This window comes from Streptomyces sp. NPDC002446, from assembly GCF_053595675.1.
In genome coordinates, this window is the sequence record NZ_JBSFYC010000019.1 from 99679 (window position 1) to 114073 (window position 14395).

A 14395-nucleotide genomic window follows, 5' to 3' on the forward strand; every position below is an offset into this window, starting at 1 on the left:
CAGGCACGGCCGGAACGGCAACCGCGTCGGTCAGGTTCGCCGGGACGGCAGGCACGGCCGGAACGGCAACCGCGTCGGTCAGGTTCGCCGGGACGGCAGGCACGGCCGGAGCGGCAGGCACAGCCGGGACATCGGCGGCGTCGGTCAGGTCGGCGGGCACAGCCGGGACGGCGGGCACAGCCGGGGCGGCAGGCACGGCCGGGACAGCCGGAGCGGCAGGCACGGACTTGACCGGGGTCAGGCCCTGCACACCGGCGACGGCCTCGGTGGCGGTGCCCTGCGCGTCGGTCACGACCACGGTGGCCAGGCCCTGCGCGAACGGGGTGGCCTCGGCGGCCGCGCCCTGGGCGAACACGACGGCGCCGGACGCCTTGCCCTGCGCGAAGGGCACCGCGTCGGTCGCCTTGCCCTGCGCGAAGGCGGCCGCGTCGGTCGCCACGCCCTGCGCGAACGGCACCGCGTCAGCGGCGGCGCCCTGCACGAACAGCTGCGCCTGGCCGCCGACGACGGTCACGAACGGCGTCGCCTGGGCGGCCGCGTCACCGGAGAGCCGGCCGGCGTTGCCGACCGCGCCCTGGGCGACCGGCACGACCTTGACGACGACCCGGCGGGCGACGGGCGGCAGCACGTCGTCGGCCGTGCTGTCGACGACCGGACGGGCAGCGGCGAGAGCAGACTGGGCCTGCTTCGTCAGCTGCTCGGGGCGGACACCCGCACCGGCCAGCGCGGCCAGCAGGTTGTCGGCGGAGCCGGGCGCCTTCGGCAGCGCGGGGGTCTTGGGCAGCTCCGGCAGACCACCGGGCAGGTCGGCGGACGGCACGCCCGGGGTCGCGGGCAGCGACGGAACGGAGGGCAGCGTGCCGTCGGCGAGACGGCCGGCCTTGCCCAGGTCGGCGCCCTTCGCGGCCTTCGCGGCCTTCTTCGCGGCCTTGTTGACGGCCTTCGCGGCCTTCTTGGCCTTCTTCGGGTCGGCGGCCTTGTTGACGTCACCGGTCTTCGGCAGGCCCGCGCCGCCGGCCAGCTTCTGCACACCGTCCACGGCACCGGTGACCTCACCGAGCTTGCCGGTGGGCAGCTCCGGCGTCGCCACGCCGTCACCGAGGGCACCGGTCGCCTTGCCGGCCACATCGCCGGCCGTCTTCTGCACCGTGCCGGTGGCGTCGGCACCGGTGACGCTCCCGACGGTCTTGGTCGCGGTGCCGGTCACCGTGCCGGTGGCGGGAAGGTCCGGGGTGGCGGGCAGCTCGGCGGCGCTCGCGGCGGCGGAGCCCAGGGCCCACAGTCCGGTGGCGGCAGCGGCAACGACGATGGAACGGCGGATGTTCGAGCGCATGGTGATGAAGTCCTTCGAATTCAGGAGGGGTTTAAGGGCAGACCTGTCCCGCCCCCGCGCGGCAGGTCCAGTTACAGACGCGGAGCGGTCTGCCCTAGCCCGGGAATTCGAGGATGTCTTCGGCACGCATGCGCGTCGGAGCGCCATCGGCCGTACGGATGCCACCGGGCAGCAGCCCGAGGCTGAAGGGGGCCGCCGGGGCGGCGGCGTGCTGGTCCCCGCCACGGGAGCCGTGGCCGTCACCGGCGGTGTGCGACGCGGGCGCCACCGGGCCCTGCGGAAGCTGCCCCGGAAGGCCCTCGCGGCCCGCGTCCCGCTGCTCGTGAACAGCGGTCGCGGACTGCTCGGCGGCCGGCGTGCGCGGGCCGTCGGCGAGGTGCGCGAACGGGGCGGCAGCGCCGTCACCCGTCGCGGCGGTCCGCGGACCGGCCGGCTGCGCGCCGCCCGGCGTACGGCCCTGCTGGTGGCCCGCGCCGTCGCCGGGACGGCCCGCGTGCTCACCGGAGGGAACGTCAACGGGCAGCGCGGCACCGGCCGCGTCGCCGATCTCCCGTACGACCCGGCTCACCGGCTCGGTGATCCGGCCGGTGACCGGCGCGGTCTGCTCGGCGGCGGGCCGTACGGCCCCGGCCACCGCGGTGGACGCGTCCTTCGCCCGCCCGGCGAACTCCTCCCGGGTCTCCTGGCCCCGCCGCTCAAGGGCGGCCTCGGAGCCGGACAGCCGGTCCGTCGCCCCGTTCCGGGTGGCGGCCCGGTCCGGGGTGGACGCCTCGGCCTGCTCCCACTCCGGGGACGCCGCCCCGCTCAGGGCCTGCGCGCCCGTACGGTCGTCGGCGTGGGCGCCGGGACCGAAGGCGAAGCCGAGGGCGACGAAGCCCACCAGGAAGAGCCCGGCCAGCAGCGCACGCCGCGCGGCCACCGTGCGCGGCAGGCGCACGGCAGCAGGCAGGGCGAACACAGCAGACAAGGAGGGGACCTTCCCATACGGACGGGGACATCCGGGCACACGGCCTCGATGTCACGCGCGTCACGGGCGATCGAGCGATGCCCTGATCCTTGCACGAGGAGCCAGGTGCCACGCAAGTCCTCCCGGTGCATCGGTCACCGATGCTCCGCCATGTCCGGTATGGGCAGCGGCCGTTTCTCCAGCGCGGCCGCCATCACCTCCGGAAACAGGTCCGGTGTGCAGGCGAACGCCGGGGCGCCCAGGGCCGCGAGCGCCGCGGCATGCTCCCGGTCGTAGGCGGGCGCGCCCTCGTCGGAGAGCGCCAGCAGGGTCACGAACTGCACGCCGGACGCCTTCATCGCGGCGACCCGCCCGAGCATCTCGTCGCGGATGCCGCCCTCGTACAGGTCGCTGATGAGGACGACGACGGTCTCGGCGGGGCGGGTGATACGGGACTGGCAGTAGGCGAGCGCGCGGTTGATGTCCGTGCCGCCGCCGAGCTGGGTGCCGAAGAGGACGTCGACCGGGTCGTCCAGCTGGTCCGTCAGATCGACGACCGCGGTGTCGAAGACGACCAGCCGGGTGTCGACGGCCCGCATGGAGGCCAGCACCGCGCCGAACACGGAGGCGTAGACGACCGAGGCGGCCATCGAACCGGACTGGTCGATGCAGAGCACCACGTCCTTCTTCACCGACTGCGCGGCCCGGCCGTGGCCGATCAGCCGCTCGGGGACGACCGTGCGGTACTCCGGGAGGTAGTGCTTGAGGTTCGCCCGGATCGTGCGGTCCCAGTCGATATCGCGGTGGCGCGGCCTGCTGATCCGCGCGGAGCGGTCCAGCGCGCCGGTGAGCGTGGCGCGGGTGCGGGTCGCGAGCCTCTTCTCCAGCTGCTCGACGACCTTGCGGACGACGGCCCGTGCGGTCTCCTTCGTCGTCTCGGGCATGACCTTGTTCAGGGAGAGCAGCGTGCCCACCAGATGCACGTCCGCCTCGACGGCCTCCAGCATCTCCGGCTCCAGCAGCAGCGCGGACAGCCCCAGCCGGTCGATGGCGTCACGCTGCATCACCTGCACCACCGGGGACGGGAAGTACGTCCGGATGTCGCCGAGCCAGCGCGCGACGCCGGGCGCCGAGGCCCCCAGCCCCGCCGCACGCCGCCCGCCGTCGGCGCCCCTGGCCCCGGCCGCCTTCTCCCGGCCGTAGAGCGAGGCCAGCGCCCCGTCCATGGCGGCGTCGCGGCCGTGCAGCCGGCATCCGGTGCCGTCCGCGTCGCCGCCGCCCAGCACCAGCCGCCAGCGACGCAGCCGCTCGGCTTCGGCCTCCTGTCCTGTTGCCGCACTGGTCAACTCGCCACCCCCGTAAGGTCCTCGGCCGTCCGGCCCGCCCGGTCGCCGCCCTGGCCGCCCGGCCGGTCGCCCGGCCCGTCGTCCGGTCCGTCGTCCGGCCGCTCCTCGTCGAATCCGTACTGTCCGATGCCCAGCAGCACGCGCAGCGTGGGGAGTACGGCCGCGGCACGGTCGCGGTCCAGGCCGGGCCCGAAGCCCGGCACAGCCGCCGCCGTGTCCTCGCCGAAGGGCCCGCGCGAGGCGGCCGCGGGGCCGCGGCGGATCAGCTCCCCGAGCGTGCGCCGCACACCGCTGTCGTACTCCGCGAACGTTCTGCGCAGCAGCGGCAGTACGTCCGTGAACGCGGCGTCCGGCACACTCGTCAGCCAGCCGTCGACCAGCGCGAGCAGCCGCTCGTCATGGACCAGCAGCATGCCGCCGTCCCCGCCGCCGGCGAAGCCCTCGATCCAGCCCGCGGCGTCGGCGGGCCGGGCGCCCGGTGACAGGGCCAGGCCCATCAGCCGCTCGGCGTCCCCGCCGCCCAGCTCGCCGTCGTCCAGCAGCAGCCGGGTGGCCCGGCCGCGGATCGTCCCCGCCACCGCGTCCCGTTCGCTCACCGCGCGCAGCACCGCGGCCCAGCGCGCCCGCAGGTCCCCCGGCGGCGACGGCGACTGGGCGAGCAGGCCGACGGCCTGGTGCGTGGCGTCGAGATGGCCGCGCATTCCGGCGGCGCCGTCCGCGTCCAGGCCGGCGCAGGCCGGCGGCAGCCCCACGAAGACCCGCTCGGCCAGGCCCGTCGCCACCTCGCGGAGCGCCGCGGCGTCCGTGCCGCGCACATCGCCGTAGCGCACCGACCGTACGAGGGCGGGCAGCGCCTGGGCGAGCTGCCCCACGTCCGCGTCGAGCGCCGCGCGGTCCGCCAGCGCCCGCATCACCACCGGCAGCGCATCGGGGAGCCCGGCGAGCAGACAGCGCTCGGCGAGCGCCGTCACCTCGGCGAGGGCGGCCGCCCCGGACGCCTCGGACGCGGCCTTGGCGGTGGCCGCCGCCAGCACGGTCGTGCCCCAGATGCCGGCCTCCGCGACCCGCACCGACAGCTCGGGCTCCCAGCGCAGCCGCCACGTCTCACGGAACGTGCCGGTGCCGGCGCGGGAGCGGACGGGCTCGCCCCAGCAGACGCCCAGCAGCCGCAGCCGGTGCAGCAGCCGGCTGCGCCCGGCGTCGGTCTCCTTGCGCAGGTCCAGCTCCCACTCCCGCTCCAGGGCCTCCGGTTTGAGCCGCAGCGCCCGCTGGCTGCGGGCGATGTCCCGTTGCAGCGGCACCGCGGGGGCGTCCTCGGGGACCTCGCCCAGCACCTCGCCGACCACCAGCCGGTCGTGGATCAACAGGGACGGTGCGTCGGTGCCGTCGCCCATGACGGCCCGGACGGCGTCGTCCAGCTCGCTCAGTCCGGCCAGCGGGCGGCCGCGGACCGCGGCCAGCGCCTCGGCCAGCCGGACCGCCTCGATGACATGCGCCGAGGAGACGGCGTAGTCCTCCTCCCGCAGCAGCCCGGCGACCCTGGTCAGCCAGCGTTCGACGGGGCGGTCGGGTGCGCTGAAGAGATGGCCGTACCAGCCGGGGGAGGCGATGCCGGCGCCGTAGCCGCTGCGCCGGGAGAGCCGCCGGTACGTCCAGGGCACCCATGTCACCGCCGTCTTCGCCTTCGGCAGGCCCTTGAGCAGCCGGCGGTCGGCGGCCATGGTGGTGCGCTGCGCCAGCGCCGGGACGTGCCAGGCCCCGCACACCACCGCGACCTCGTCGCCGAACTCCCTGCGCGCGGCCCGCAACCGCAGCCGCATATGGGCCTCGCGCAGCGTGTCGCGGGCGGGGCCACCTCCCGCCCGAGCGGAGCCGGGAGCGGGGCAGCCGCCGTCGCCGTACGACGCGCGCAGCACCCCCATGGCCTCGGCGAGCGCCGCGAACGGGGCCAGCGCGTCCGCGCCGGGGCCCGCCCCGCCCCCGCGGTGCTCGACCACGTCCTCCCACCAGCGTTCCGGGTCGTCGTAGCCGGCGGCCTCGGCCAGCACCCGGACCGGGTCGACCCGTACGTCGGGGCCGTCGGCCGGCTCGTCGGCAGCGGCCCGCGCGGCGCCGTCGGACTCCTCCCCTGCCAGGGAGTGCGCCGCGGGCAGGTCGATGAAGCGGACGGGGACCCCGCGCTCCAGTGCCCAGCGCAGCGCCACCCACTCCGGGGAGAACTCGGCCAGCGGCCAGAACGCGGCACGGCCGGGGTCGTCCAGCACATGGGCGAGCAGCGCGACCGGCGGCCGCATGCCCTCCTGCGCGGCCAGCGGCACCAGCTCGTCGGCCTCCGGCGGGCCCTCGATCAGCACGGCGGCGGGCGTGCACTGCTCCAGGGCGGCCCGCACCGCCCGCGCGGATCCGGGCCCGTGGTGCCGCACCCCGAGCAGCACCGGCCCGCGCCCGCTCATGCGCCCACCTCACGGCAGGCGCGGTAGAAGTCCTTCCAGCCGTCGCGCTCGCGCACCACCGTCTCCAGGTACTCCTGCCATACGACGCGGTCGGCGGCCGGGTCGCGGACCACGGCGCCCAGGATGCCCGCGGCCACGTCCCCGGCGCGCAGCACACCGTCCCCGAAGTGCGTGGCCAGCGCCAGGCCGTTCGTCACCACCGAGATGGCCTCGGCCGTGGAGAGCGTGCCGGACGGTGACTTGACCTTGGTGCGGCCGTCGCCGGTGACACCGTCCCGCAGCTCACGGAAGACCGTGACGACCCGGCGGATCTCGTCCATGCCTTCGGGGGCGGCGGGCAGCTCCAGCGAGCGGCCGATCTGCCCGACCCGCCGCGAGACGATGTCCACCTCCTCCTCCGGGGTCGCCGGCAGCGGCAGCACGACGGTGTTGAAGCGGCGGCGCAGCGCGCTGGAGAGCTCGTTGACGCCGCGGTCGCGGTCGTTGGCGGTGGCGATGAGGTTGAAGCCGCGGACGGCCTGCACCTCCTGGCCCAGCTCCGGAATGGGCAGGGTCTTCTCCGACAGGACCGTGATGAGCGTGTCCTGTACGTCGGCGGGGATGCGGGTCAGCTCCTCGACCCGGGCGGTCATGCCCTGCGCCATGGCGCGCATCACCGGACTGGGCACCAGCGCCTCCCGGCTGGGGCCGTTCGCCAGCAGCCGGGCGTAGTTCCAGCCGTAGCGGATCGCCTCTTCGGGGGTGCCAGCCGTGCCCTGCACCAGCAGGGTGGAGTCGCCGCTGACGGCCGCCGCAAGATGCTCGGACACCCAGGTCTTGGCGGTTCCCGGCACACCGAGCAGCAGCAGCGCGCGGTCCGTCGCCAGGGTCGTCACGGCGACCTCGATGATCCGGCGCGGGCCGACGTACTTGGGTGTGATGACCGTGCCGTCCGCGAGCGTGCCGCCGAGCAGATAGGTCGCGACCGCCCACGGCGAGAGCCGCCAGCGCTCCGGCCGCGGCCGGTCGTCGGCGGCCGCGAGGGCCTTCAACTCCTCGGCGAACGTGTCCTCGGCGTGCGGCCGGAGCACCTGACCGCCCCCGGCCGCCAGCGCCGCCGCGGTCTCCTCGTCAGGTGTGGTGATGGTGTTCTCGGACATGGCTCCCCCTCGTCACAAGGACTGCGGCCGGCACCGCGAAACGCCGTCGGCCGCTTGCGGAAACAAGCCTGCACCACACCACTGACAACGCCCCCAAAAACCGCCTCTGACCTGCGAGTTCGTCGGACTGTCCGGCGTGCGCGGAGGCGATTGTCAGTGGTGCGTCGTAGCGTCGAAGACATGAATCCGCAGGGGGAACGCTGGACGACGGACCAGGTGCTCGCGCTGGCGCCTGACGAGGCATCACGCAGGGCGGGCGGCAAGCTCGCGGCGCCCGGGCCGTGGTCGGAGACGGGAGCGGACGGGGGCGCGGTGTGGGGACTGTGCAAGGGCAGCGGCAAGAAGCCGTACCAAACCGTCGTGGACATCAAGACAGCCGCCTTCAGGTGCAGTTGCCCCAGCCGCAGGTTCCCGTGCAAGCACGCGCTGGGGCTGCTGCTGCTCTGGGCGGGCGAGGAGCAGGCGGTGACGGCCGCCGAGCCGCCGCAGTGGGCGGACGAGTGGCTGGCCGGCCGCCGCGAGCGCGCCGGGCGCAAGGAGGCGGCTGCCGCGACCGCGGACCCGGAGGCCGCCAAGCGCCGCTCGGAGCGCCGGATGCAGCGGATCGCCGCGGGCGCCACGGAGCTGGAGCAGCGACTGGAGGACCTGCTGCAGTCCGGCCTCGCCTCCGCCGGCCGCGCCGGCTCCTGGGACGAGACCGCGGCACGCATGGTCGACGCCCAGGCGCCCGGACTCGCCGCGCGGGTACGCGAGTTGGGGTCCGTGGCGGCATCCGGTGCCGACTGGCCGGCCCGGCTGCTGGCGGAGTGCGCCCTGCTGCACCTCCTCGACCAGGGCTTCCTCGGCATCGACCGGCTGCCGGCCCCGCTCGCGGCGACGGTCCGCGCACGCGTCGGACTGACCACGGAGGCCGCCGACCTGCTGACCGGCCCGCAGGCCGCCACGGTACGCGACCGCTGGCTGGTCCTCGCCCAACAGGACAGTGATGACGGCAAGTTGACCACCCGCCGCATCTATCTGCGGGGCGAGCGGACCGGCCGGCTGGCGCTGCACCTCTCCTTCGGCGGCGGCAGCCGCCCCCTGGACCTGGCCCTGCCGCCCGGCCTGGTCCTCGACGCGGACCTGGCCTACTACCCGGGCGCCCGCCCGCTGCGCGCCACCCTGGGCGAGCGGCACGCCCCACCGGCCCCGGGCCCGGTACCGCCCGGCTGCGGCGTCGACGCTGCCCTGGCCGCGTACGGCGATGCGCTGCGCGACGACCCCTGGCTGGAGTCCTGGCCGGTGGTGCTCGCCGACGTCACCCCCGTCCCGGGCCGCGACGGCGCAGGCTGGCAACTGGCCGACGCGGACGGGGAGTCGGCGCTCCCGCTGGACCCGCGCTGTCTCGGCAGTGCGGGCCCCTGGCAGCTGGCCGCCATATCGGGCGGCGCGCCGCTCACGGTCTTCGGCGAATGCGGCCACCGCGGCTTCCTGCCGCTGACCGCCTGGGACCCGACCCCGGTGGCCCTGTGACCGCAGCCCGCGGCCTCGCCTGCCGCACCCGCAGCGACCACCGCTCAGCCACGTACCCCATCCACCACCCACGCCTGGAGGACGGGCATGACGACCACCACCAGCCCTGACACCGCCGACGCCACCACCGGCCCCGACACCACCCACGTCACCACCGGCCCCGACACCACCCACGCCACCCACGCCACCACCGGTCCCGGCGCTTTTGACGTCATCACCGCCGGCAGCGCACCGCCCGCCGCGTCCGGCCCGCCCTCTGCTCCCCCGCCCGCCGCGACCGCCCCGGTCCCCTGGCCCGAACTCGTCAGCGCGGCGTTGCTGGGGACCGAACGGCGCAGACCGCCGGTGGCGGTGCGGTCCGGGCAGAGCGCCGCGGCCGCCCTGCTGGACGCGGCCGCGGTCAGCACGGTGCGCCGGCGCGCCGCACTGCGCCCCGCGCCGGCCGGAGAACGGCCCGCGCCGGCCCCGGCCGATCCCCGGCCCCCGCTGCCGCCCGCCGCGCGCCGCAGACTGTCGCTGCTGCTCGCCGACCGCGGCGGCACCTCAGGCGCCAGCCGCCGCGGCACGGCCCCCGACCTCACCGAACTGCTGCCCCAGTGGCTGGCCGCCGCCGACGCCCGCGGCTACCGCGCCCCCGAGGCACTGCTGCCCGCGCTGCTCGACGCCGCCCGGGCCCGTACGGACCTGCGGCCCGCCGCCCTCGCCCTCGCCGGGCCGCGCGCCCTGTGGCTGGCGCAGCTCAACGACGCCTGGCGGTTCGCGCTCCGCGGGACCGCCGGCCCGGCCGCCCTCCCCGGGGCCGACGACCCCGACGGCGTACGGCGGCACTGGGAGGAGGGCCTGTTCGCCGAACGGGTCGCCCTGCTCACGGCGCTGCGCCGCCACAACCCGCAGACGGGCCTGGACCTGCTGCGCACGACATGGCCCACAGAACGGGCCGAGGACCGCCTGATGTTCCTCGACTCCCTGCGCGAGGGCCTCTGCCCGCCCGACGAGCCCTTCCTCGAAGAGGCGCTGTCCGACCGCAGCCGCAATATCCGCGCCACGGCCGCCGAACTCCTCTCCGCGCTGCCCGGCTCCGCACTCGCCGCCCGTATGGCACGCCGCGCCCACACCTGCATCGGACCGGACCGCACAACCGGCACGGCGGTCATCGCCGTAGAGGCGCCGCACGAATGCGACGCGGGCATGCAGCGCGACGGCGTGACGGCCAAGCCGCCCTCCGGGCGCGGCGAACGGTCCTGGTGGCTGAGCCAGTTGGTGGAGGCCACACCGCTGGACGGATGGCGCGAGCGGTTCGAGGGCCGCGACCCGGCGGCGATCGTGGCACTGCCGGTGGCCGACGACTGGCAGACCGAGCTGCACGACGCCTGGTGCCGCGCCGCCGTGCGCCAGCGCAACGCCGACTGGGCGCGGGCACTGCTGGGCGCGCCGTCCGCAGCCTCCCAAACCGCCGAGGTCACCCCGGCCGGCTCCACACGCGACCTGACCAAACTGCTGACCGTACTGCCCGCTGCGGAACGCGCCCGGTGGGTGGCGGAGTTCATCGCCGCACACGGCCTGTCGGACGCCTTCCGGATGCTCGGCGTGTGCGCGGTCCCCTGGGCCGAGCCACTGGGCCGCGCCGTCGTCGACGCCCTGGACATCGCCCGGGACGCCGGCAGCTACCCATGGAGCTTCAGCGGCGTGATGGGCCTGGCCGAACGCTGCCTGGACCCGGCCACCGCCGACCGGCTCGACATGCTCACCGCGGCCACGGACGAGCCGGAAGGCGCCTCGCCCGGCTCCGGCGGCTACTGGGCCGAGGCGTTCCAGCGGCTGGTCGGCACGCTACGGCTGCGCGCCACGATGCTCGACGAGCTCACCCCGCCGCCGACCGGCGGCCACGAGAGCCGGAGCGCGCCATGACCCCTTGCACCCCGGCCGCCCGCTCGTGGCGCCCGTATCCGCTCCGCCGCCGACTGCCGCGCCGCGCCTCAGACCGCCAGCGGGCGCACGTTCGCGTTGACCCACTCCACGATCGAGGAGGTCGTCGCCCCCGGGGTGAAGATCTCCGCGACGCCCTGCTCCTTGAGCGGGGCGATGTCCGCCTCGGGGATGATGCCGCCGCCGAAGACCTTGATGTCCGCCGCGTCGCGCTCCTCCAGCAGGGCGATGACCTTCGCGAAGAGGGTGTTGTGCGCGCCGGAGAGGATCGACAGCCCGATCGCGTCGGCGTCCTCCTGGATCGCGGTGTCGACGATCTGCTCCGGGGTCTGGTGCAGCCCCGTGTAGATCACCTCCATACCGGCGTCGCGCAGCGCCCGCGCGATGACCTTGGCCCCCCGGTCGTGCCCGTCCAGGCCCGGCTTGGCCACCACCACACGGATCGGCCCCGACCTGCCCGCCGCGCCCTGGCTCCCCGCTTGCGCCCCGTCCTGCCGAGCCACACTCATCACTGCCTCCAAGCCATGCACGACACGGTGGTGCCGCCGAGCCGACAATCGATCGCGCGACCGCGATCCGGCGGCCACGAGCGTGAACGAACGTTATCTCCAGCATCCCGTACCCAGCCGTTTCGTGACATCCGGGGAGGGGGAAATCACACACGGGACACGTTCGCTACGCGCCGCGTTCCGCGCGTCGTCACGCCACGGCCAAGTGGCGCAGTGCGCGCGGACCGGGCGCCCGGGGAGCCACAGCAGGGCCACCACGCCATCGGGAGCGCATCAGGGCGAGTACGCCGCATACTCGCCGCCGCCACCCGGAGGCACCTCCCGCTCGGGCGAAGCCGAGAGCGGGTGAGGCTTCCCGCGAGGGCACAGGGGGGTCGACGCCGCCTCCCCCATGCCATTCGGGAGGTCGCCATGCAGGCCCTGCCTTTGCTCACCGCACCCCTGCTGATCGCACGCGCCTTCAGCGCACCCCTCAGATGCGCACAGCTCCTCCCCCCGCGCGCCTCCCGCCTCCTCGTCCGCAGCACGATCGTGGAACTGGCCGTCCTCGCCGGCCACCTCCTCCTCTACCCCACCGGCATCTCCCCGGAGCGCCCCCTGCCCCGGCCCGTACCCCGCCCCCGGGCACACCCCCTTGAAGGACACCCGGAGACGGACCCGCGCCGGCCCGCCGCCGACGCGCCCGCACTCCTGCCGACCGAGGGCCGCGCCCACCCGCCCGTCCTCCTGCTGCACGGCTTCATCGACAACCGCTCCGTCTTCGTACTGCTGCGCCGCTCGCTGCACCGCCACGGCTGGCGCCACGTCGAGGCGCTCAACTACTCCCCGCTCACCTGCGATCTCCGCAAGGCCGCCGAGCTGCTGAGCCGCCATGTCGAGGACGTGTGCGCGCGGACCGGTCACGGCAGGGTGGACATCGTGGGCCACAGCCTCGGCGGGCTCATCGCCCGGTACTACGTCCAGCGGCTCGGCGGCGACCTGCGCGTCCGTACGCTCGTCACGCTCGGCACCCCGCACTCCGGCACCCGCGTCGCGTCCCTGATGCCGGCGCACCCGATCGTCCGCCAGATGCGCCCCGATTCCGAAGTGATAGCAGAGTTGTCACTTCCGGCACCGAATTGCCGGACGCAATATGTCGCTTTCTGGAGCGAGCAGGACCAGGTGATGGTGCCGGCCGCGACAGCCAGAATCGATCACCCGGATTTGATCGCGTACAACGTGCATGTCGCCGGTGTCGGACATCTCGCCCTCCCGGTCAACGGCACCGTCGCCGCCGGAATACGGGAAGCGCTGGTCTCGTCCGAGGCGGCCGGGGAAGGGGACGGGGACGCCGTTTCGGTGGCCTGACCTCGCCCCGCAACATGGCGCGCGATCGAACAGACATCGAACGACGCGCCAAGAACTCGCATGCGGGCTGCCGAAAGGCGGCCAAATGCCCGGTCTTGCCGAACCCGGAACCCGTGGAAGATTGTCGCCGTCGCGTACCGCCGGGTACAGTCGCCGCTAATTCTCCTGCTGCCGAGGCGAAAGAGAAGTTGGTGAACGACCGTCACCCATCGGAAGGCCCTCTTCCGACCGGCTCCGCTTCCGACGCCTCGTATGCGCACTATCCCGCCTACGACGCCTACGGGCAGCAGCATTCCGGGACCGGCAGCGCCCCCTACGGCGACGGCGACCCCCTCTTCGGCTCCCTCCCCGGCAGCTACGACACCGGGATGTACGACACCGGCACCTATGCGACGGGCGCCTACGACACCGGCACCTACGACGCCGGCATGACGGGCACCGGTTCCTACGCCACCGGCACGCACGGCACCGACACCTACGGCGCGAGCGCCTACGGCACGGGCAGCTACAGCACCGGCGGCTACGACACGGGGGCCTACGACACTGGCACCTATGACGCCGGCATGACGGGCACCGGTTCCTACGACACCGGCAGCTTCGCCGCGACACAGTGGGGCACCGGCGCCTACGAGACCGGCACCGCCACGGACTACGACCCGTACGCACACACCGCGTACGAGCCCCCGGCACCGGACGCGACCGCCTACACCCCGGCGCCGCACACCTCTCCCTCGTACGAGACGGCCGCCTACGAGGCCACCGCCTACGGACACGGCGGATACGACACCGGGAGCCACCCCACCGGCGCCTACGACACCGGCAGTTACCCCACCGGGGCATACGAGACAACCGGCACATTCGAGGCAACCGGCGCCTACGACACCATCGGCCACCAGGCCACCGCAGTCGAGGAAACGGCAGCCTTCGAGACCGCAACGTTCGAGACCGCGACCTTCGAAACCTCGGCCTTCGAGAACGCGGGCTTCGAGAACCAGGGCTTCGACAGCTCCCCCTTCGACACCGGGAGCTTCGAGGCCACGGCGATCTGGCCGGCCGCGGACCAGGAGCTGATCGCCCAGATCCCGGCCCAGGCCGGACCGCCTCCGGGCGACACCAACCAGTGGGACACCACCACTTGGGACAGCAGCGAACAGCACCACGACGCCTCGCTGCGCGCTGCCACCGGCACCTCCCCGGACGATGACGGCGACACCGGCGACGGCGGCGGCATCGCCGACACCAGCGACGCCGCCGCCGTCGCGGACGCCATGACGCAGGCCATGCCGGTCACCCCCGCGGCCGCCGCCCCCGCCGGCCGACGGGTCACCGGCCCCCCGCCCGGCAAGGCCGTCCGCGGCCGGGGCCGACGTCGCCCCGCCAAGCGGTCGGCACTGCTGACCGTCGCCGTCCCCTCGGTCGCCGCCATGGGGGTCTGCGGTGTGGCCGCCGCGTCCGTAGCCGGCATCGGCGGCGACGACAAGGACGACACCACCAACCAGGCCGGCCCGGTCAGCCCCGGCAACGTCAAGCCCTCCGCGGCCAACAACAAGCTCGACACCCAGCTCGCCGGACTCAGCGCCAGCGCCGATGACTTCCGCGACCGGGCCAGCCGCACCCAGGAGCGAATCGACCTCAAGGAGCGCCAGGCGCTGGAGCGCAAGCGCAAGGCAGAGGAAGCGGCCCGCAAGGAGGCCATGCGCCCCAAGTTCGTGCTGCCGGTCAACCAGCACGGCCTCAGCGCCCTCTTCGGCCAGGCGGGCGTGAACTGGATGTCCGTACACACCGGTATCGACTTCCCGGTCAGCTACGGCACCCCGGTCCTGGCCGCCACCGACGGCAGCGTTCGCACGCAGTGGAACTCCGCCTACGGGAACATGGCGATCG

The 14395-nt window shown here is 74.8% G+C and carries 10 protein-coding genes; 4 read left to right on the forward strand and 6 right to left on the reverse strand.

Annotation, left to right across the window (positions count from 1 at the left end; genetic code table 11):
* From ACWD6P_RS14120 to ACWD6P_RS14140, 5 genes are all read right to left on the reverse strand, one after another.
* Positions 1 to 1333, reverse strand: a 1333-nt coding sequence (locus tag ACWD6P_RS14120; protein WP_451444334.1) for a hypothetical protein, incomplete at its 3' end; no start/stop codon positions are given.
* 94 nt (positions 1334 to 1427) lie between these two features.
* Complete coding sequence (locus tag ACWD6P_RS14125) at positions 1428 to 2300, reverse strand: hypothetical protein (protein ID WP_451444335.1); 873 nt, start codon at positions 2298 to 2300, stop codon at positions 1428 to 1430.
* A 134-nt stretch (positions 2301 to 2434) separates the two neighbouring features.
* Positions 2435 to 3625, reverse strand: coding sequence for a VWA domain-containing protein (locus ACWD6P_RS14130; RefSeq protein WP_451444336.1), 1191 nt, complete (start codon positions 3623 to 3625; stop codon positions 2435 to 2437).
* The gene (locus ACWD6P_RS14135; RefSeq protein ID WP_451444337.1) at positions 3622 to 6078 is read right to left on the reverse strand and encodes a DUF5682 family protein; all 2457 of its coding nucleotides are present in this window, start codon (positions 6076 to 6078) and stop codon (positions 3622 to 3624) included. The genes ACWD6P_RS14130 and ACWD6P_RS14135 overlap by 4 nt, the downstream gene beginning before the upstream one ends.
* Positions 6075 to 7217 (reverse strand): ATP-binding protein, encoded by a 1143-nt coding sequence (locus ACWD6P_RS14140; protein WP_451444338.1) that lies wholly within the window; start codon positions 7215 to 7217, stop codon positions 6075 to 6077. Before ACWD6P_RS14140 ends, ACWD6P_RS14135 begins: the two co-directional genes overlap by 4 nt.
* Before the next feature lie 180 nt (positions 7218 to 7397).
* Between ACWD6P_RS14140 and ACWD6P_RS14145 the strand changes: the two genes are divergently transcribed.
* Both ACWD6P_RS14145 and ACWD6P_RS14150 read left to right on the forward strand, forming a co-directional pair.
* A complete protein-coding gene (locus ACWD6P_RS14145; RefSeq protein WP_451444339.1) occupies positions 7398 to 8729 on the forward strand; it encodes an SWIM zinc finger family protein in 1332 nt (443 codons plus the stop codon).
* A gap of 87 nt (positions 8730 to 8816) precedes the next feature.
* Positions 8817 to 10637: a DUF5691 domain-containing protein gene (locus tag ACWD6P_RS14150; RefSeq protein ID WP_451444340.1), complete on the forward strand. Its 1821-nt coding sequence runs from the start codon at positions 8817 to 8819 to the stop codon at positions 10635 to 10637.
* 68 nt (positions 10638 to 10705) lie between these two features.
* On the opposite strand, the gene ACWD6P_RS14155 is transcribed toward ACWD6P_RS14150, so the two are convergent.
* Positions 10706 to 11164 (reverse strand): cobalamin B12-binding domain-containing protein, encoded by a 459-nt coding sequence (locus ACWD6P_RS14155; RefSeq protein ID WP_451444341.1) that lies wholly within the window; start codon positions 11162 to 11164, stop codon positions 10706 to 10708.
* A gap of 411 nt (positions 11165 to 11575) precedes the next feature.
* Here ACWD6P_RS14155 and ACWD6P_RS14160 point away from each other — a divergent pair, with 411 nt between their 5' ends.
* Entirely contained in the window at positions 11576 to 12511 is a 936-nt protein-coding gene (locus ACWD6P_RS14160) for an esterase/lipase family protein (RefSeq protein ID WP_451444342.1), read from the forward strand.
* A gap of 191 nt (positions 12512 to 12702) precedes the next feature.
* Positions 12703 to 14395, forward strand: a 1693-nt coding sequence (locus tag ACWD6P_RS14165) for a M23 family metallopeptidase (protein ID WP_451444343.1), incomplete at its 3' end; no start/stop codon positions are given.